Origin of the sequence: Celeribacter sp. SCSIO 80788 (assembly GCF_051054295.1) — a bacterium.
GTDB lineage: Bacteria > Pseudomonadota > Alphaproteobacteria > Rhodobacterales > Rhodobacteraceae > Celeribacter.
Window position 1 is genome coordinate 1075782 of the sequence record NZ_CP150482.1, and the last position, 19004, is coordinate 1094785.

16 protein-coding genes are annotated in these 19004 nt (G+C 58.7%); 5 read left to right on the forward strand and 11 right to left on the reverse strand.

Features of this window, described 5'->3' with window-relative positions:
* Window positions 1–31: 31 nt before the first annotated feature.
* The 3 genes from V1471_RS05545 to V1471_RS05555 are packed head-to-tail and all read right to left on the reverse strand — an operon-like array spanning window position 32 to window position 2682.
* A complete protein-coding gene (locus V1471_RS05545) occupies window positions 32–868 on the reverse strand; it encodes a transporter substrate-binding domain-containing protein (RefSeq protein WP_434287353.1) in 837 nt (278 codons plus the stop codon).
* Window positions 869–922: 54 nt separating this feature from the next.
* Entirely contained in the window at window positions 923–1915 is a 993-nt protein-coding gene (locus V1471_RS05550) for a proline racemase family protein (RefSeq protein ID WP_434287354.1), read from the reverse strand.
* Window positions 1915–2682: a GntR family transcriptional regulator gene (locus V1471_RS05555; protein ID WP_434287355.1), complete on the reverse strand. Its 768-nt coding sequence runs from the start codon at window positions 2680–2682 to the stop codon at window positions 1915–1917. The genes V1471_RS05550 and V1471_RS05555 overlap by 1 nt, the downstream gene beginning before the upstream one ends.
* A gap of 73 nt (window positions 2683–2755) precedes the next feature.
* Here V1471_RS05555 and V1471_RS05560 point away from each other — a divergent pair, with 73 nt between their 5' ends.
* Entirely contained in the window at window positions 2756–4186 is a 1431-nt protein-coding gene (locus tag V1471_RS05560) for an NAD-dependent succinate-semialdehyde dehydrogenase (protein WP_434287356.1), read from the forward strand.
* A gap of 355 nt (window positions 4187–4541) precedes the next feature.
* Here V1471_RS05560 and V1471_RS05565 read toward each other — a convergent pair whose 3' ends face one another.
* Complete coding sequence (locus V1471_RS05565) at window positions 4542–6347, reverse strand: histidine kinase N-terminal 7TM domain-containing protein (RefSeq protein WP_434287357.1); 1806 nt, start codon at window positions 6345–6347, stop codon at window positions 4542–4544.
* 447 nt (window positions 6348–6794) lie between these two features.
* On the opposite strand from V1471_RS05565, the gene V1471_RS05570 reads away from it, so the two are divergent.
* The 3 genes from V1471_RS05570 (at window position 6795) to V1471_RS05580 (ending at window position 9971) form a co-directional block, all read left to right on the forward strand.
* Window positions 6795–7565 carry a class I SAM-dependent methyltransferase gene (locus V1471_RS05570; protein ID WP_434287358.1) on the forward strand — a complete coding sequence of 257 codons (771 nt, stop codon included), beginning with the start codon at window positions 6795–6797 and terminating at the stop codon, window positions 7563–7565.
* Window positions 7566–7586: 21 nt separating this feature from the next.
* The gene (locus V1471_RS05575; RefSeq protein ID WP_434287359.1) at window positions 7587–8276 is read left to right on the forward strand and encodes an N-acyl amino acid synthase FeeM domain-containing protein; all 690 of its coding nucleotides are present in this window, start codon (window positions 7587–7589) and stop codon (window positions 8274–8276) included.
* A gap of 276 nt (window positions 8277–8552) precedes the next feature.
* The gene (locus V1471_RS05580) at window positions 8553–9971 is read left to right on the forward strand and encodes a sensor histidine kinase (RefSeq protein ID WP_434287360.1); all 1419 of its coding nucleotides are present in this window, start codon (window positions 8553–8555) and stop codon (window positions 9969–9971) included.
* Between the two features lie 771 nt (window positions 9972–10742).
* Here the strand turns inward: V1471_RS05580 and V1471_RS05585 are convergent.
* The 6 genes from V1471_RS05585 to V1471_RS05610 form a co-directional block, all read right to left on the reverse strand.
* Window positions 10743–11525, reverse strand: coding sequence for an SDR family NAD(P)-dependent oxidoreductase (locus tag V1471_RS05585; RefSeq protein ID WP_434287361.1), 783 nt, complete (start codon window positions 11523–11525; stop codon window positions 10743–10745).
* A 15-nt stretch (window positions 11526–11540) separates the two neighbouring features.
* On the reverse strand, window positions 11541–12857 hold the full coding sequence (locus V1471_RS05590; protein ID WP_434287363.1) for a TRAP transporter large permease: 1317 nt from the start codon (window positions 12855–12857) through the stop codon (window positions 11541–11543).
* Window positions 12858–12930: 73 nt separating this feature from the next.
* Complete coding sequence (locus tag V1471_RS05595; RefSeq protein WP_434287364.1) at window positions 12931–13473, reverse strand: TRAP transporter small permease; 543 nt, start codon at window positions 13471–13473, stop codon at window positions 12931–12933.
* A gap of 4 nt (window positions 13474–13477) precedes the next feature.
* On the reverse strand, window positions 13478–14563 hold the full coding sequence (locus V1471_RS05600) for a C4-dicarboxylate TRAP transporter substrate-binding protein (protein WP_434287365.1): 1086 nt from the start codon (window positions 14561–14563) through the stop codon (window positions 13478–13480).
* A 52-nt stretch (window positions 14564–14615) separates the two neighbouring features.
* Window positions 14616–16127 (reverse strand): class I adenylate-forming enzyme family protein, encoded by a 1512-nt coding sequence (locus tag V1471_RS05605; protein WP_434287366.1) that lies wholly within the window; start codon window positions 16125–16127, stop codon window positions 14616–14618.
* 25 nt (window positions 16128–16152) lie between these two features.
* The gene (locus tag V1471_RS05610) at window positions 16153–17328 is read right to left on the reverse strand and encodes a thiolase domain-containing protein (RefSeq protein ID WP_434287367.1); all 1176 of its coding nucleotides are present in this window, start codon (window positions 17326–17328) and stop codon (window positions 16153–16155) included.
* Window positions 17329–17443: 115 nt separating this feature from the next.
* Between V1471_RS05610 and V1471_RS05615 the strand changes: the two genes are divergently transcribed.
* Entirely contained in the window at window positions 17444–18010 is a 567-nt protein-coding gene (locus tag V1471_RS05615) for a LuxR C-terminal-related transcriptional regulator (RefSeq protein ID WP_434287368.1), read from the forward strand.
* Between the two features lie 205 nt (window positions 18011–18215).
* On the opposite strand, the gene V1471_RS05620 is transcribed toward V1471_RS05615, so the two are convergent.
* Window positions 18216–18992 (reverse strand): MetQ/NlpA family ABC transporter substrate-binding protein, encoded by a 777-nt coding sequence (locus V1471_RS05620; RefSeq protein WP_434287369.1) that lies wholly within the window; start codon window positions 18990–18992, stop codon window positions 18216–18218.
* Window positions 18993–19004 lie beyond the last annotated feature (12 nt).

A 19004-nucleotide genomic window follows, 5' to 3' on the forward strand; every position in this document is an offset into this window, starting at 1 on the left:
GCCGACCGGAAAGCGGCGTCAGGCGTTCAAATCAGAAGCTGAAGTTGGACGGCAGGATGGAGAGGTCGATCCCACGGTCTTCCCAGGACTTCTGAAGACGGCCTTGTGCCAGACCGAGGGAGCGTTGTTGTTGCACCCAGTTGGTCAGGAAGTTGATGAACCCGGCGTTGCCGGATTTGCGTGCAACAGCGAGGGTTGCCGGGTTGCGGAGCATCGGCTCCGGAACGGACACGTCGCCAACAGCCATTTCGGAAATCTGCAGAGCGTCGAAGACAGAGAGCAGGATACCGTCAGCGCGTTTCGCCTGAAGCTCCATGATCGCAAGGTTGCGGTCTTCGACGACGGTGATGGTTGCTTTCGGCAGGAGGGCTTCGGCAACGATCTGCATGGTGGACCCTTTCTGGACGACGACGGTTTTTTCCGGCGTGTTCAGTTCTGCCCAAGTTGCGATCGGTGCGCCTTCAGGGGTCAGCATGGCCCATGCGTCGGTGAAGAGCGGCTCCCAGAGGTAGTCCACAACGAGACCACGGCTCGGGTTCGGGTTCACACCGATGGCGACGTCGATCTTGTTGGACTGAAAGTCAGCGGCAAGGTTGCCCCAGGTGGTTTCGACGGTGGTCAGTTCGACACCGAGCGCATCGGCGACATCCTGAAGGAAGTCGACATAGAAACCGCTCCATTTTCCGGTCGCAGGATCTTTGATGTAGCCCGGTTCTTCACCGACCATGACGGGGATTTTCAGCTCGCCCGAGGAGCGGATTTCATTGAGAACGGCGGAGGGGTCTTCTTGTGCGACGGCGCCTTGCGTGGCGCCCATCAAACCGACACCGAGTGCGGCAGCTCGCAGGATGTTTCCAATCATAGACATAAGTGTTACTTTCCCTGTGCTTACTTTGCTTCTGTTTGCCAGAGGACCGATCGGTCACTGGCTGAGGAAACCTCGAGTGAGGGGATCATCCTTCTCGAGGAAAAGTGTGCCCTGGGAGGTGATGTATGCACTTCCCAGGATCACAACTTCATAGCCATCTCGACCCTCTTCGGTGGTCTTGGCATGGAGATTGGCCATAAATTCGACGCCAAAAATGTTCTCGGCGTGATAGGTTTCGTCTGATGTCAGCTGTCCGCGGATGAGCAGTTGCGCCATCCGTGCGCAGGTTCCCGTTCCACACGGAGAGCGATCGTATTTGTTCGGCGCAAGGACGAGAAAATGCCGGGCGCGGTCACGGGCGTGCTCCTCGTAGAACAAGACCGAAGGTGCCGGATCGCCCGCCATGAGCGGGTCGTCTTTGGTCGCCGCGGCAATCGCCGTCTTGATCCGCCAACCGATGTCGAGCGCCTTTGAGGCATGATCGGGATCGAGCGTAAGCCCCGCCTGGCGCGCATCGACCATCGCATACCACATTCCGCTATAGAGAATGTCTGTGGTAACCTCGCCGACGCCGGGCACATTCACTGTGAGGCCCTGATACCCCATGACGGCGGGCACGTTTCGAAGGGAGACATTTTCGAGCTTTCCGTCATCGCGCCAGTTCAAATGAACAGTGACCACGCCAGCGGGCGTTTCAAGCGTGAAGTGATTCCCCGTCTCCCGGCTGATCGCCCCGGTATGAGCGAGAGTCTTTGCATAGCCGATTGTGCCGTGCCCGCACATGCCGAGATAGACATAGGAGGAGATGAAAATCGCTCCGAAATCGGCCACTTTCGAGGGGACTGGGATCAGGCCAACCATTGCGGCGTGGCCACGCGGTTCGTGCAGGAGCGCGGTGCGCAGATGATCGAAACGGCGTTCGAAATCCATCCGCATTTCCTTCACGGTATCCCCATTCAAGGCGGGGACACCACTCAGGATGACGCGAGTCGGGTGCCCTGCCGTGTGGCTGTCGATATAGGAATAGGCACCCTCAAACGTTGTCATTATACACCTTTCCCGAATTCCTGTTTGACGATGTCCCGGGCTGCCTGCCAGATTTTCTCGATCAGGGCAGAAGACATTTCCTTGGCGTCTTCCGCACGGGACTCGCTGATGGCCGCAAAGATTTCACCGGTTTCGTCGAAGGAAAGACGCACGAGGTCCGGCGCGACCTTGTAGAGATAAAAGCGGTATCGAAGGGCCTGTTTTTCGAGACCCTGCAACAAGCGACGGAGCGTCTGATTGTCCGCGAGGTCGTAAATCAGCTCGGAGCCGCGCACGTCAGCGGTGAAGAAGGAATGCGCATCGCCAATTTCACTGGCATGCCGCATCGCCTCAAGCGCTTCGCCAAGCTCTTTTTTCAACTCAGAGTTCCCGGACCGCGCAGCCGCTTCAGAGGCAAGTGCCTCAAGCGCAATGCGGCAGGTATAGACTTCATCGAAATCGCGCAGAGACATCGGGGCGACCCAAATCCCCTTGCGTGCCTGTCTTACGACCAGCCCTTCACGCTCCAAAGTCCGCAGTGCGTCGCGCACCGGGGAGCGGCTGACACCATATTTCTCCGCGATTTCTTCCTCGGTCAGCCGCGCTTCTGGCGCCAAACCGAGGGTCACGATTTCCTCTTCCAACACCGAAGCGAGGTTGTCGGAGATTCCCGCAGAGAGGTTATGTATTTTTCTGTTGTTCATGTGGACACCATACTGTGCTCTGTATACAATGCAATAGTCTTGAATGGATTTCCGTCGTTTTCCGCAGTTTTCAACGGCGGTCACGACAGCATCCGAAACCACCATAGGTCATAAATGACCAATGCATACAATGCACAGCACTCAACAGGAGACCGTTATGTATAACGAAAAGATCGAACTCTTGATCGACGGGAAATGGCGTCAGGGGAGCGAAGGAAAATCCGAATCGCTTCTCGATCCAGCAACCGAAGAGGTGCTCGCAGCGGTGCCCCATGCCTCGGCTGCCGATCTGGACGAAGCGCTCGCTGCCGCAGCGAAAGGTTTCAAGGTCTGGAAAAAGAAGACCGCGATCGAACGCTACAATATTCTTGCGAAAGCGGCGGAACTGATCGACGCGCGCAAAGACGAGATCGCAAAGATCCTGACCTTAGAAAACGGCAAGCCCCTCGGCGAGGCCGCAGGCGAGATCGCCTTCTCTGCCGAAGCCCTCCGTTTCTATGCCGAAGAGGGCAAACGCGCCTACGGCCGGATTATCCCGTCGCGCACGCCGGGCGTTCGCCAGATGGTGTTCAAAGAGCCAATCGGCCCCGTCGCCGCCTTCACGGCGTGGAATTTCCCCGCATCGAACGTGATCCGCAAACTCGGTGGCGCTCTTGCGGCTGGATGTTCGATCATCATCAAACCCGCCGAAGAGACCCCCGGCACGGCCGTCGCCTTCGGCCGTTGTTTTCAGGAAGCGGGCCTGCCGGATGGTGTTCTGAACATCGTCTTCGGCGATCCTGCCTTTGTCTCGAGCCACCTGATCGCCTCCCCGATCCCCAAGGCCGTCACCCTGACCGGCTCCACGGCCGTCGGAAAACTGCTGCAAAAACAGTCCGCCGACACGCTCAAACGCTGCCTCATGGAGCTTGGCGGCCACGCGCCGGTCATCATTCATGAAGACGCAGACCTCGAAAAGACTCTCGACCTTCTCGCGGCGTTTAAATTCCGCAACGCCGGTCAGGTCTGTACGTCCCCGACCCGCTTCTACGTCCATGAAAAGATTTATGAGCATGCGCTAAATGGGTTTGTGGAGCGTGTGAAGAAGATCAAGATCGGCGCGGGCGTCGATGAAGGTACGCAAATGGGGCCGATGATCGCAGAGCGCCGTCTCGATGTGATGGACGGGCTGGTTGCCGACGCCGTCGAAAAGGGTGCAACTCTTCTGACGGGTGGCGCACGGATCGCGAACAAAGGCTATTTCTACGCGCCGACCGTCCTGCGTGACGTTCCAGACACCGCACGGATCATGTCGGAAGAACCCTTTGGCCCGATCGCGCCCTTCACCTCGTTCTCGGATTTCGACTCCCTGATGGAGCGCGCGAACTCCCTTCCCTACGGTCTTGCGTCCTTTGTCTTCACTCAGGACGGCGCCCTCGCCCGCAAAACCGAAGAAGAGCTCGAAGCCGGCATGGTCGGCGTCAACTTCATGGGCATTTCGACCCCGGAAACGCCATTTGGCGGCGTCAATGAATCCGGTGACGGATCGGAGAGCGGCCTCGAAGGGCTCGAGGAGTATATGCGCGTAAAATACGTCGCCGAACTCTAAGCCCCTTTCCTAACGAAGCACTGGCGGCATCACCTGATCGCTGCCAGTGCTTACCGTCCAAGTTCCTGAGCGAGCGTCTGATATTTCGGCCATAGAGTCATGCGACACAGGGTATGTTTGGGATTTACATCGCACCTTCTCTGCGCGTTGCATGAATGGCGGCCTTGGACCGTTCGAGAAGACATGCTCATTCGCGTTGTGGCGGGCGGCGGTGTCGTAGCGAAGCCAGAAGATCGACAGCCGCTCAACATCGGAGAACCCGCCCTGCGCAGTATCTATGTCAGGACCGATGGCGTCGATTTCAAGCTGCGTATAGCTGAGGGAAAACAATGCGGTCTGTGTTCAGGCCGTCGTGTCATCCCCTTGCTGACGCCAAGCGTTCACCGGATTCGGCCAGCCGCTGTTCAACCTGCAACGATAGCGGGAACTCGACATAGAATGTCGTACCGACACCGACCTGGCTCTCATAGAAAATATCGCCCTGCATCTTCCGCGCCAGATTGCGCGAAATATGCATCCCAAGCCCCGATCCTTGCGTGGCGTGTTGGCTGCTATTGGGAATCTGCTCGAAACGTCCGAAAACTTTATCTTCCATACCCTCGGGGATACCTTGCCCCATATCCTGAATGGACAAGCGCACGCGCCCTTGCCAGACCTCGATTTTCCCCTCGACGACACTGTCCTTGCCGGAAAACTTGATGGCATTCGACACAAGGTTGTCGATGATCTGGCGGATCGCAAACGCATCGCCTTCTATATAGGCAGGTTCAGTCGGCGTGCTGACGAGAGTGACGGATTGTTCCGATGCGAATGATCTGTTTTCGACGAGGCTGTCTTCCAGAAGCTGTCCCAACTCGACCGTGACATGTTCAAGCTTCAACGCATCGAGGTCCATTTTTTGCGCCAGAAGGATTTGATCAATCAGGCGTGACAGACGGATTCCGTTCCGGTGCGCGAGGTCGATCACGGAATGCATGCGCCCATCCAGCTCGCCCAAATGGCCACTGAGCGCCAGTGAAAGCGCGCCCTTGAGCGAGGTCAACGGTGTCCGCATCTCATGGCTCACCACCGACACGAAATCATCCTTTGTGCGCATGGCATCGTCCGCCTTTTTAAGAGCGGCCTGCAAAGATTCGTTCATGGCAATGCGCTCGGTGACATCGACGAATGTCACACTCCACCCCAGAGCGTCTCCATCCGGACAAAGTGGGTTGGTGATGCCCTGGACCCGCGGTTCATAATCCCGCTCGCCGATTTTAATATAGTCACCGCATTCACAAGGCTCAGATCGGCCCAGTTTTTGCAGGAACGCGTTCAGTGTGGCGCTTTGCCCTTTGTCCAGCCCCCTCGTCCGCGCCGCAGTATTGGTCAGAACGACCTGCCGTCGCCGGTCGACCAGCACAATCGGCTCACTCATCGTATCGAACAGCACGGATTTCCCGACCGAGGTCATATCGATTGTCTTGTTTGTGGCGAGCAGCCACGAAAACGCGACAATGCCGAGTATGAACATAAAGCTGGTAGGGTCCTGCCCGAGGACCGTGAACCCCAGCCCGACATAGGCCGCATTCGCCAACACTGGCATCAAAGTCGTGATCGTCAACATGATCAACAATGGATATGCGCTACGCTTTGCACGCAAGAACGCCTTCACCAGACAGACCAGACCGCATGCGACAAATGCATAGAGAACGGCAAGAAGGAGATAGAACCCCGGCCCGTGGATATAGGTGTTCTGATCTATAGTGCCCGTGACCGGCAACACATCCGAATAGACAAGGTGATGCAGATGGTTCGTCGCGACAAAAACAACCGCGGCCAGAGGAACCAAAACAAGCGCGACGCGCGGCCACAACTTATCGATCATCATCTTGCTGCCAACAAATGACATAACAAATAAAGTCCACGCAACCGACAACAGCCCATACCCAAACCAGGCCAGTGTCGCCCATTGCAATTTGCAAACCGCAGAGGAAGAAGCGGCTTCAAAACCGACTGTGAGCAAAGCCCACATCCCACCGACAAATGTCAGAGCGTAAAAGTGCACTCCATTAAATTTTTGGGTTCTTAAAACCCAAATCAAATTGATGGCCGCAAGAAAAACGAAACCCGCTACGCCTGCAAATACGGGGTCGGTCAGTGTGCCTTCGAAGCAATTCATGAAGTTTTCCTATCAACTCAGGAAGACAATACCACACCGTTTCATAAGGATGTGGTCAAACTTTGACGCTGCTGCGTCGATTTCGCTGCTTCTCATGCTTGGACTGCCCTGATTTCCGCCCCGTTTCCCTTCCGGCGCACAGTTCGCAATCGCACCCCTCTCTCAAGCCAAACGACCGGCAAGCGAGTCGTTTCGTCGACATGCACTCCCTGCTGTGCACCGGTCACAGCAACCGAAGCAAGTTGAGCCCCAACGAAACCCGCGACGACTCCCACATTACAGATGACCAATGGGTGTGCAAACCGTCAATTAAATGGAAACAATAATTATTAATTGTGATTATTGTTTCCATATCTTCTTGCAACTTAGAGTGGAACACAGCAAAGCTTGTGAGCGAACCAACGCACAACACACGCAATTCTGAATCCAACCGTGGAGGCTTGCCCTATGTCGTCATACGCACATGCCAAGAGGTTCCCGGCCGCAAAAAATGTCAGGCCAGAAACCGTTGATCGCTCAGCATGCGCGGATTGGAGCGCCTATGCGAAGGCCTATGATCTGATGTCGGACAACAACCCTGCATATCAGGCGCTGTTGGAGGACTTCGCGGCTTTCCTGGCGACGATCGAGCCGCCGAAACGGATCTATGACATTGGTGGAGGCACCGGCAATTACACAGAAATTGCGGCCCGCGCCTTTCCGGACGCCGAAATTCATTTCGTCGAGCCCGACGCTGGCATGCGGGGTGCCGCTCAGTCGAAATTGGCAGCCTACGACAGGATCAAATATGACACCGTCGCGCTCGAAAGCTTTGATGCAAAGGACACCGCAGACCTGATCGTCTGCGTTCACGCCCTCTACGCCATGCCCGACCAGAAACAGCGGCTCGCGGATCTTCGCCGTCTCCTGCGTCCCGGTGGCCTGCTCTACCTTGTCGACCTCGGGCGGCCTCTGAATGTGGCAGATTGGCGCAAATACCTGTTTATGAACATAAAAAGTAAAAATGGTCTCCCCTCCGCGCTCCAAATCTTTTGGCATGGCAGAGAAGTTGCGAAACAAAACAAGGCCATCTTCGCTGCACAAAAGACGGGCGCCTATTGGACGCACACAGAGGAAGAGATCACGGCGGCGGTGACAGAAGCCGGTTTCGAAATTCTCCGGCAAGAGTCCGTCTATCGTGGTTACAGCGATCTTCTTGTGTGCCGTGCAAAGCCGTAGTCACACATCGAAAGGCAGAAAATGAACAAGCAAGTCACCGAAGTGCTGAAGCGCTCCCGGTACAAGGTGCTCAGCACTCCTGAGGAACTCGAAAGCGTCTATCGCCTGCGCTACAACTGCTACCGTGCCGAACAATCAATCGCTCAGAACGAACGCGGCATCATGCATGACCCATTTGACGATGCCGAGAACTGTCTTCACGTCGGGGTCGAAGTGGACGGGCAGCTCGCGGCCTCGGTCCGGCTGCACCTGTTGTCGAAACTCTCGCAGGTCTCTCCGACACTGGAGGTCTTTCCAGAGGTTCTCGATACGCTGAAACGCGGTCAGACGGCGCTCGATTCAACGCGCTTTGTGACCGATCCTGCCGTTCGCCAACAACGTGTCCCCCTGCATTTCCTCGCGCTGCGTATCCCGTTCCTCGCGACCATGTTCTACGACATCGATGTGGCCCTTGCCGCCGTGCGCCCCGAGCATAGCCCATTCTATCGTCGCTACCTCGGCTATGATCTGGTGACAGAACCGCGCAGCTTTCCGCTGCTGAAAAAGCCGGTTCAACTGCTCACCGCGCAAATCAGGGAGCAGCGGGACACAGTTCTCAGACACACACCCGTGTTTGGTCCGATTGATGACATCCCGCAATCCAACATTGCCTTCCCTGACATGTCGGGAATTTACCAAGCGTCGCCCGATGCTGCATCTGCCGCCGCCTGACCGGCCCCGTTTGGAGCGAACACGTTTCTCAAAAACCGCGACCCTCGCCTTTTGGGAAACGTGCCTCGCTCCAGACCTTGCCTTCACATGTCCCATGTCCACGCAGCGGCACACAGCCCCTCCTCGACGAAGACGGCACCGGGACTGTTGTCGGACACATCCACGACCACTTGCCAAACTTTCACCTCATTAAAACCTCTAAAAAGCCACAATTCCCTCTGAAATGGGATACTTTTGGCTTAATTGGGTTTTAAGGTCGTAGTACCGAATAGTGTCATGGACAGGATGATGAACCTAAAAGCACTGTGGGCGAGCCGGGGGGACTGGTTCAATTCCGCTGGCCAAGAGCAGAATATCAAGGATTACATCGCACTCTCCAACCAACTTGTCCGGAAACGGCAGGCGAGTATGGCGGCGGCCGCCATTCTCGCGGCGATGTATTTCGATGCACTCTCAATCTTTGCGCTCTATCTTGTGGTTGCGCTGACCGAAGTGCTCGACCTGAAACTCGCGCGCGAAGCTCAGGATTGGGATGGCACGGACTCCGCCTTTGGTGAACGGATTCTCAAGCGCATCGTCATCAACACCGTCATCAGTGCGCTCGCGATCAGCGTTTTCATCATGAACATCGCAATTCAACAAACGCCACAGGGGCATTTCACGCCGCTTTTCTTCCTGTTCTCTGCATCCATCTTTGCAGCAATGTACAACAGCCAGATGATGGGCGTCCTGATTTTGCGCCTTTCCATCTACGGCTTCGCATTTTTGTTCATCGCGTTTCTCGATGTGCTCCGTTTCCGCCCGCCCCTTGGGTCCCACATCTGGCTGGAATTCTTCACGATCATCTTCGTGCTCTACTTCATCGGAGACATCGCCGCGAAGTTTTATCTCAACTACCAGGAGCGGCTCAGGCAGATGGACCTGATCAAAGAAGAAAACGAGCGCTCGAAAGCCGCCCTGGAGGCGAAATCGCGTTTTCTTGCGACCGTTAGCCATGAGCTTCGCACCCCTCTGACCTCGATCATCGGGGCGGTCGATCTCATCAAAAGCGGAAAAATCGGTTCCCTGCCCGATACGGTCGGGCCGGTGATGGAGATTGCATCCCGGAATGGGTACCGCCTCGCCGCCCTGATCGAAGATCTTTTGGATATGCAAAAAGTCGAGGCTGGTGAGATGGTGTTTCATTTCAGGCCGACAGATGCCAACGACTTGCTCTCCGAGGCTGTCGACTCCATCTCTGGCTATGCCAGCAAACTGGGCGTCCACGTCACCTCCCAGCTCTGTTCAGAGGCGTGCCTCATATCGGGAGACCGCGCCCGGCTTATCCAGGTGTTAAGCAATATTCTCTCGAACGCCCTTAAATTCTCGATCGAAGGCGGAAGTGTGACGGCACGTGTGGAACATGTCGGCCACCACATCCGCATCTCGATCCAAGATGACGGCCCCGGGATTCCAGAAGGCGTCAAAGACCGGGTTTTCGGCAAGTTCACCCAAGTGGATTCGTCCGATATCCGCAAAGTGGGCGGCACGGGGCTCGGGCTCTACATCTCGAAGCAGATCGTCGAGAGCCACAACGCGCGCCTGGACTACGTGAGCGAATTGGGTGTCGGCACAACGTTCTACCTGGATTTCGATCCGTTGAGAGACGAAGAGGGGTCCGACCAGAACCTCACCGCTCTGCCAGAAACGGTCTGAGAGCCCCCCCTTAAGAGCGATACGGCCCCCTGCACTCTTGGCGGTATCTGGCCGAAAACATGGCCCATAACGCGCCGGTGTGGAATTCGGGCCAAAGATTTCCCAAATCAGCCCCAAATCGGCCCCAATCTGGGGCGAAAAACAAGTCGGTTATACAGGCAACACAAACTCGGAATGACAATGAAAATCTTTGCAGTTTCAAACGACCCCATGGTGCTGAACCTCGTCGCGCATTTTCTGGGGATCGCCGAGCATCACAACGACAACGCAGCGCCTTCGTCTGTGAAAGCACCGACTGTCGATTTCCGCAGATAAGTGACCTTGCGGGTGTGCCAATCCATCATGGCGACCAGATCGAGGAACCCGCGGCGCATCAGCCGGCGGAGCCGTTTGCACACCAATATACGAGCCAGCCGAGCCAGGCTGCAAAGTCCCCGCCGCGTCGGAAACCCTCCAGTGGAGATCCGAAAGCCGTGATGGCCATGGCGCTCACGGCTCAAATGACTGCTGCCGTCTGTCGTCGCACCGTTTCGGGATCATCGCGTCCCCCGTCCCGCAGACAGCGTTCCCAAAACCACGCCCTCTTCACTCCTTGAAACGGGTCCAGATGGACACGAACCAGCTCTATGACGAGAGGTCGCAGATCAACATCAGGGTCCTCGGTCCGCACAATAAGCGACGTGCGAGATGCCCGTCCGGTCGGAGCGATAAGGCCATGTTCCATGGATATCGCTCCTCTCTACTGGACCAACCTCGACTTACCAGCCCTACTCAAGTTTGCAGATTGCCGGTCTGTGTCATCCCGGACGCCATATAGCCCCCATCCACAGTCAGAACCTCGCCATTGACAAAGGACGCGGCGGGGCTTGCGAGATAGGCTACGGCTTCTGCAATATCTTCTGGCTGCCCGAGGCGGCGGGTCGGCGTCATGTCCAGCACACGAGACCATGTTTCCTCGCTATAAGCCGCGCGTGTCATCGGCGTCTCGATCACCCCCGGCGCAATGGCATTGGCCGTGATACCACGCGCGCCGAGCTCCAGCGCAAACTGCCGGGTAAGACCCAGAATGGCGGCTTTCGAAGTGCCATAGGCGGTACGCCCGACACCCGCCCGCAGACCGGAGATCGAGGCGATATTGATGATCCGCCCATAGCCGCGCGCCGCCATGCCGCGGGCGATGTGCTGACTGACCCGGAAAGTGCCGGTGACATTGACCTCCATGACCTTGCTCCAGGTCTCGGGGGCGAAGTCCAGCAACGGCTCCACGAGAATGAGCCCGGCGCTGTTCACGAGAATGTCGATGGGACCAAGTTCGTCTTCGACTTTGGCAACCGCATCGGGAAGCGCGGCGGCATCCGCGACATCGAGGGCGAGAGCAAAGGCCGTGCCGCCCTGTGCGGCGATCTCGCGGGCGACAGCTTCGGCGGCCTCAAAGCGCAGATCGGTGACGGCCACACGAGCCCCCAACGCTGCCAGCCGCAGAGCGCTTGCCCGCCCGATACCTGAGCCGCCGCCGGTGATGAAGGCGATGCCGTAATCCGTTCGTTGTGTCATGGGAAATCTCCTGAGTTATCGGGCCATCATGGTGTCGGGCAGCCAGGTGATGATGGACGGGAAGGCGAAGAGCAGGACAATGGTCACCATCTCGATCGCCACGAACCAGAGCGCGCCCCGAAACACATCAGGCAGAGGTGTCTCTCGGTCGATGCCCGCGATGACGAAACAATTGAGGCCCACGGGCGGGGTAATCAGCCCGATCTCACACATTTTCACGCAAAGGATGCCGAACCAGATCGGATCGAAGCCAAGTCCCGACACAGTAGGAAACACGATGGGCAGGGTGATCACCATCATCGAGAAGGCATCGAGAAACATGCCGAGCGGGATATAGAGCAACAGCAGGACCGCGACGATCAGATGGGGCGGAATGCCGCTTTCGGTGATGGCGCCTGCGATCATCTGCGGCACCTGTACGAGGGTCAGGAAAAAGCTGAAAATGCCCGCGCCAATCATCGTGAAAAGGATCATCACCGTGGTGGTGGCGGTCGAGCGGAAGCTTTCGGAAAGCGCATGGCTCAGACGCCCGCGCGCCGATCTCGCGAAGACCAGCATGAGCAAGGCGGCGAGCGCACCGATGGCACCGGCTTCGGTCGGGGTGACGAGACCGAGGTAAATCCCGCCCAGCACGATCACGAACAGGACGAGCACCTGCCAGGCCTGCGTCGTCGAGGACAGCCGCTCGCCCCAGGAGGCCTTGGGCGCGCGGGTGGAGTGGTGCTGGACCCGGTGGCCGATCAGGGCAACGCCGATCATGAAGGCGACCGTGGTGATCAGGCCGGGAACAAAGCCCGCGATCAGCATTTTTCCGGCGGAAACTTCGGTCAGGGCTGCATAGAAGATCAACAGGACGGAGGGCGGGATCAACACGCCCAGCACGCCGCCTGCGGCCACGGCCCCGGCCGCGAGGCGCGGATCGTAGCCCTTCTCCTTCATCTCCGGGATAGCGACTGCCCCCACCGTGGCCGCCGTCGCCACCGAGGATCCCGAGGTCGCGGCAAAGCCCGCCGAGGTCAGAATGCTCGCCATCGCCAGCCCGCCCGGCAGGTGACCCACCCATTTGTTGGCGACATGGAACAGCCGTTTGCCAACCTGCGCATGATGCGCGAAAGCCCCCATGAGAATGAAAAGCGGGATGACCGTAAGCGCGTAACTTGCCGTATGGCTGAAGGAAAAGGATTTCAGCCGTGCCAGCAGGAAGCCCAGGTTTTCCACCATGACGATGCCGAAGGCGCCGGAGAGGGCCAGTGCGGCAAAGACCGGGGTGCCCAGGGCCATGAGGAAAAAGATCAGCCCGACGGCGAGCAGGGTGATGAGTGTCACATCCATTGTCGATGTCCTGTGAAATGCAATGTCGCGGTCCCGGTGACATGCGCCGGGACCTTTTCTGGGCACGCCCGGCTCAGTGCTGGGCCGTGTCCCCCGCAGCGGAGGGCTCGGTGTCGATATGCGGCAGCTCGATCTGCTTGAGCGCAATGCGCAGGCTGTGCAGGGCGGCTTGCAGCGCGGCAAACCAGAGCCCTGCGGCCACCGCGATCTTGGCCCACCAGATCGGCACCTGGAAATAGCCCCAGCGGAATTCCCGGATCGAGAAGGAATAGGCCGCCTCCTGTGTTGCGGGCCAGGCCAGCATCAGGAACGTCAGCGCAGCAAACAGCCAGGCCAGTGCCGTGCACCCACGGGAAAACGGCCCGGGCAGCGCATCGGTCATCATGGTGATCCGGATGTGGCCGTCATCGAGCAGGGTCGCGCCCAGCCCCATGAAAACCACCATCACCATGGACATTTCCGTCATCTCGAACAGCCCGGGCACGGCGCGCCCGAAGGCGGCGCGGGCCACCACATCCACTGTGATGGCCACCATCATGAAGGCGAGGAACCCCAGCGCCAGCCATGATGTGATCCGGGCGATCCCGTCGAGCAGGCGGTTCAGCCACGCCAGCATCGGCTTACAGGCCCGCCGCGATTTCGACCGGGCGTTTCATCGTCCCGGTGCCTGCGTGGCGCGCGATCGCCTCTTCGACCACCGCTTGCATGGCCGCCCCGTCGATGCCGTTGGGCTTGGCCACGGTCTCGATCCACTTGTTGACCTGTGCGGGTTGAACAAGCGCCTTGGTCCGGGCCTTTTCCGCGTCCGAGAGCGAGGAGAGCACCACGCCTTCGGCCTGCGCCTTCTGAACGTAATCGGCCAGCACCTTGTTGTAGATCTCGGCGAATTTTCCGCCATAGAGCTCATCGGCCAGATCGGTGCAGATCTGTTGCTGTTCGGCGGGCAGGCCTTCCCACACGCGGCGATTCATGATCGTGACGGCGGGGGCGTGCGGACCGTCGCCGATGTCGTAGAAATTCGGCGCGATCTCATGCAGCTTGTAGGCGACGGCGGTGACGAAATCGAAGCCGTAGACCCCATCGAGAACCCCGCGTTCGAGCGCCTGATAAACCTCGCCCGCCGCCATCGGCACGGCAATGCCGCCGAGGCTTTCGATCACATCGGTGGCGACGCCATAGCCGCGGATCTTCTTGCCCTTGATGTCGTCGATCGAGGTGATCGGATCGCGCATCACCAGAGGCGCATAATTCCAGTTGGTCCAGTAGAGCACCTTGCTGCGATGACGGTCTTCCCATTCCTGCCGCAACGGCGCGAAATTCTCGTAGACGTCGCGGCACACAAGTTGCAGCTCATCGGCACGCTCCATGCGGAAATACCATTCAAGGCCGCGTGTGACCGGCAGTTCGGCCTGATAATAGCCCGGCGCGATCAGGGTCATTTCGCTGGTGCCGTCGCGCACCGCGCCGAGATGTTCGCCGACCTTGTTGAGGCTTCCGGCCCAGTAGTATTTGACGCCGATCTCGCCATTGCTGCGATTTGCCAGTTCTTCGAGGAACCAGCGGTCGACCCAGGACGGTCCCGCGGTTTCGCTCACATAGCTGTCGAATTTCAGCGAGGTTGCCGCATGGGCAAGACCGGGCAGACCCGAGATCAGCCCCGCGCCTGCGAATGCTCCTGTGGATTTCAGAAAGTCACGTCTTTTCATGGGTATCTCCTCCGTTGGTGCCGGGCTCCTCCTGCCCGGACATGTTTTTCAATTATGCCGGTGTCGGTTCATGTCCCGTGCGCGTTCTCAGCGCGGTTTTCAGAACCTTGCCGTAGCTGTTCTTCGGCAGCTCGTGGACGAACTCGTAGCGTTTCGGACGTTTGAAAGCGGCAATCTGCTGGCGGCACCAGCTGTCGAGTTCGGGCTCGCTGGCGCTCTTGCCGGGTTCGAACACGACATAGGCAACGACCTGCTCTCCCCAATCCGGTTCCGGCTCGCCGACCACGGCGATCTCGAACACGGCCGGGTGGGCCAGGATCGCCTCTTCGACCTCACGCGGGTAAATATTGGTGCCGCCGGAAATGATCACGTCCTTGGACCGGTCGGTGAGGTAGAGAAAGCCGTCCTCATCGAGATGGCCGAGATCGCCCGTATGAAGCCAGCCGCCCTCAAGCGCGGCAAGACTGGCCGCCTCGTTCCGCCAATAGCCAGTCATGACGGTTGGCCCCTGCACACAGATCTCCCCGGTGTGACCCGCAGGCAGAGGCTCTCCGTCGGTTCCAAGCACCGCCAACGTCACCGCACCTTGGGCAATGCCCACGGAGGCGCGCCGCGCCTGCCAGCGGGGATGGCTCTGATCGGCGACCAGATCGCGCGCCAGCACCGAGATCGTCATCGGCGTTTCGCCCTGACCGTAAATCTGCACGAAACGCGGACCGAAACAGGCGAGAGCTTCGTCGATATCATGGGCATACATCGGACCGCCGCCATAGATGATCGTGCGAATGCCCGTGCCGTCGTAGCCCTGTTGCTTTGCTGTCGCGATCAGGCGCTTGACCATCGTGGGGGCGGCAAAGAACACGAGATTGCCACGGGTCTTGGCGAGCGCGATGATCTCGTCGCTGTCGAACCCGTGGGAGGCGGGGACGAGATGCGCGCCCCCTGCCCGAATCTGTGCGAACATATAGAGCCCCGCGCCATGCGACATCGGCGCGGCGTAGAGCATGTGATCCTCCGCCCGGGCCGCATCCACGTCGAGCGCATAGCACAGGGTCATGTGCCGCAGGTTGTCATGGCTGAGCATGACGCCCTTTGGCGTCCCTGTTGTGCCGGAGGTGTAGAACAGCCAAGCAAGTTCCTGTGCTCCAACCGACTTGGGCGGCGTGAGTGTGTCCAGCTCAGGCACCGGCGCTGCGAGCCGCGCCTCGGCGACATCCTCCTGCGTCGCAAAAACAGTGCCGCTCTCCGTCAAGGTCAGCGCCGCCCCTGAATCGCGGATGATCCACTCGGCTTCGCGGGCATGCAGTTTGCAATTCACCGGCACGACGACAGCTCCGAGCCACCAGCAGGCATGTAGCACCTCGATGTACTCGGGGGCGTTCTTTGCGAAAATGGCAACCCGGTCGCCCTTTACGATCCCATGCTCCGCATGCAACCAAGCTGCACGATTGCAGACGGATTGCAAAAGTCCGTGATAGGTCTGGCGCAGGCTGTCGCCGTGATAGAGCGCCGGACGGTCGGGCCATGACAAGGCCGTTTGATACAGCCAATTTGCGATATTCATTGTCTTCACAATTCCCGGATCATCTTCAGGCGCGATCGGCTTGCATAATCGTCGCGTAGTTGGCGACGGCTGCGCCACCCATGTTGAAAGCGAGGCCCCATTCCGCACCCGCGCGCTGAATCTCTCCCGCACGTCCGGTCAGTTGCCGGAAGCCCAGAGCATGCATCGACACGCCGGTGGCGCCGACCGGATGGCCTTTGGCCTTCAGCCCGCCAGACAGGTTCACCGGGGTACGCCCGTCCGCATATACCGTGCCCTCATCAAGAGCCCTTATCCCCTGCCCCTTCGGCGCGAGTCCCATCGCTTCGTAGATCAGGAGTTCCGCCGGGGTGAAACAGTCATGAACCTCTGCGAAATCCAGATCTGCGACCGTGATCCCGGCTGCGTCATAGGCCGCGCGAATGGCGCGCTCCGGCCCTTCGAAGGCCACGAAATCGCGGCGGCTCATCGGCAGGAAGTCGGACACATGTTCGGCGGCGGCAATCCGCACGCGGGCAGCTGCGTCCTCGGCATGGGCATCGGCAGCGCTCAAAACAATCGCGGCGGCACCGTCCGTGACCAGAGAGCAATCGCTCAATCGCAGAGGCGGTGCGATCAGCGGATTTCTCTCGCTCACCTCGCGGCAGAACTCATAGGTCAGCGGCTTGTGCATATGCGCCAACGGGTTTTTCATCGCATTCTCATGGTTCTTCGCCGCAATGCGCGCCATCGTGTCCAGCGGATCGCCGTAGCGCGCCGCATATTGGTCTGCCGCAATGGCAAAGACTTGCGGAAAACTCAGAGCGGCCTCGTTCGCATCATTTTGATACCCCGCCCCGGCCAGAGCCGTGGTGACATCTGCCGTCGACCGATGTGTCATCTTTTCTGCCCCGACGACAAGGACGTTTCGCGCCCGACCTGCCCGGATGGCGTTCAGTCCGGCATGAATCGCGGCCGCCCCAGAGGCGCAGGCGTTTTCGCACCGCGCGGCAGGGGTATAGCGGAGGTCGGGATGCGCCTGCAAAACGAGCGAGGAGGCAAACCCGTCCGGGACAAGCCCGGAATTGAAATGACCGAGGAAAATGGCGTCGATCTCAGAAGGTGGGATCTGCGCTTCCTCAAGAGCTTCGCGCGCCGCCTCAACGATCAGCGTTTCGAGCGTGGCCTCGAGGCGACCGAACCGGGTGTGGCCGGAGCCGGTGATATAAATTTCATGGGTCATGTTACGTCCTCCCACATCAAGCGTGCTGCAAAAAACACATGGCAGCTATCCGTGGAACTACGTATAAATATACGTACTCCCTACGTAGATGCAGATGCAGAGAAAGGAAAACCCGATGGATTTCGACCGAATATCGGAGGCCGACCTCAACTTTACGGGTTTCATGGATGCTCCGATCGGCCTCATGGTCCTGTCAAATCGCAAGATTCAGCGTGTGAATACGGAGATAGAGCGCATATTCGGTTGGACCCGCGACGAGCTTGAAGGGCAATCTATCCGCATCCTTTACCCCTCCAGCGTCGATTACGAAAAGACAGGCACACGTTGGCGGCGCTGGCTGGACGGTCGTCCGCGCTACACGGACGAGCGCTTCATGCAATGTCGCAGCGGTGAGATCATCTGGACCCGAGCGTCAGGCCGGACCTTGACCCCGACCGATCCCTTTCGGCTGATGGTCTGGACGTTCGAGCATCTGGAAAACCGACCGCCGAATTCCGCCACATTGACGCCCAGAGAGCGCGAGGTCGCCCGACATATCGTGAATGGCTTCACCAGCAAGGAAACGGGACTGGCAATGGGAATTTCCCCCCGAACCGTAGAGGTTCATCGCAGCTCCGTGATGAAAAAGCTGGGGGTGCAAAACGCGGCGGAACTCGTTGCGAAGATGATTGTACAGAATTGACGGGCGCATTCACCGCGCTGCGCGAACAGCGGCAATGCGTGACTGTGAGCCTCCCCATCTGCATGGCCACTCCTATGTTCGGGACATGGAGGACCATTCAACTGGGGAGACCCGGATCGGAAAAACTCGCATCTGCGCACCATGAAAAAGGGGAGAGCTGCTGCCCTCCCCTTCGTCGTCTCAAGCGCGGCGCGTGGCCTTGTGCTTACCAGGAGGTCAGAACCGTGCCGTGGTAGCTCTCTTCGATGAATGCCTTCACCGCGTCGGAATGATAGGCTTCGACCAGCGTCTTGACCCAGGGCGCATTCTCGTCGCCGGTACGGACCACGATCACGTTCACATAGGGGTTTTCGGCGCTCTCCATCGCAATCGAATCCTCTTTCGGGCTGAGACCCGAGGCAATCGCGTAGTTGGTGTTGATCAGCGCGGCATCGAGATCGGCCAGCGACCGCGGCAGTTGTGCGGCGTCCAGTTCCTTGAACTTGAGCTTTTTCGGGTTGCCGGTGATGTCGAGCACGGTCGGTTTCAGGCCAGCGGCCTCGTCCAGCGTGATCAGGCCAAGCTGTTGCAGAACGAGAAGCGCACGGCCACCGTTGGTCGGGTCGTTCGGAATGCCGAAGGTCGCACCTTCTTCGAGATCCGCAAGATCGGTGATCTTGTCGGAATAAACGCCCATCGGCGTGGTGATGGTGGTGCCCACGACGGTCAGATCGAAACCGCGATCCGCCATCTGGTTGTCGAGATAGGGCACGTGCTGAAACGAGTTGGCTTCGATGTCGCCATCGGCCAGTGCCTGGTTCGGCACGACGTAATCGGAAAACTCGACCACGTCGATGTCGAGCCCCATCGGCGCGGCCACTTTCGCGACTTCTTCCATGATCTCGGCATGTTCGCCGGGGGACACCCCGACTTTGATCTCTTCGGCCATGGCGACAGAAGCCATCAGAGCGAGAACGGATGTGAGGGTTGCAACGCGCAGCATGTGTAATCTCCT

Bases quoted from the DNA above. Each gene is read 5' to 3' on its own strand.
- V1471_RS05575 (WP_434287359.1), top strand. From the start codon at position 7,587: ATGAACAAGCAAGTCACCGAAGTGCTGAAGCGCTCCCGGTACAAGGTG.
- V1471_RS05565 (WP_434287357.1), bottom strand. From the start codon at position 6,347: ATGAATTGCTTCGAAGGCACACTGACCGACCCCGTATTTGCAGGCGTA.
- V1471_RS05615 (WP_434287368.1), top strand. From the start codon at position 17,444: ATGGATTTCGACCGAATATCGGAGGCCGACCTCAACTTTACGGGTTTC.
- V1471_RS05600 (WP_434287365.1), bottom strand. From the start codon at position 14,563: ATGAAAAGACGTGACTTTCTGAAATCCACAGGAGCATTCGCAGGCGCG.
- V1471_RS05545 (WP_434287353.1), bottom strand. From the start codon at position 868: ATGTCTATGATTGGAAACATCCTGCGAGCTGCCGCACTCGGTGTCGGT.
- V1471_RS05595 (WP_434287364.1), bottom strand. From the start codon at position 13,473: ATGCTGGCGTGGCTGAACCGCCTGCTCGACGGGATCGCCCGGATCACA.
- V1471_RS05580 (WP_434287360.1), top strand. From the start codon at position 8,553: ATGGACAGGATGATGAACCTAAAAGCACTGTGGGCGAGCCGGGGGGAC.
- V1471_RS05605 (WP_434287366.1), bottom strand. From the start codon at position 16,127: ATGAATATCGCAAATTGGCTGTATCAAACGGCCTTGTCATGGCCCGAC.
- V1471_RS05610 (WP_434287367.1), bottom strand. From the start codon at position 17,328: ATGACCCATGAAATTTATATCACCGGCTCCGGCCACACCCGGTTCGGT.
- V1471_RS05620 (WP_434287369.1), bottom strand. From the start codon at position 18,992: ATGCTGCGCGTTGCAACCCTCACATCCGTTCTCGCTCTGATGGCTTCT.
- V1471_RS05560 (WP_434287356.1), top strand. From the start codon at position 2,756: ATGTATAACGAAAAGATCGAACTCTTGATCGACGGGAAATGGCGTCAG.
- V1471_RS05550 (WP_434287354.1), bottom strand. From the start codon at position 1,915: ATGACAACGTTTGAGGGTGCCTATTCCTATATCGACAGCCACACGGCA.
- V1471_RS05585 (WP_434287361.1), bottom strand. From the start codon at position 11,525: ATGACACAACGAACGGATTACGGCATCGCCTTCATCACCGGCGGCGGC.
- V1471_RS05590 (WP_434287363.1), bottom strand. From the start codon at position 12,857: ATGGATGTGACACTCATCACCCTGCTCGCCGTCGGGCTGATCTTTTTC.
- V1471_RS05570 (WP_434287358.1), top strand. From the start codon at position 6,795: ATGTCGTCATACGCACATGCCAAGAGGTTCCCGGCCGCAAAAAATGTC.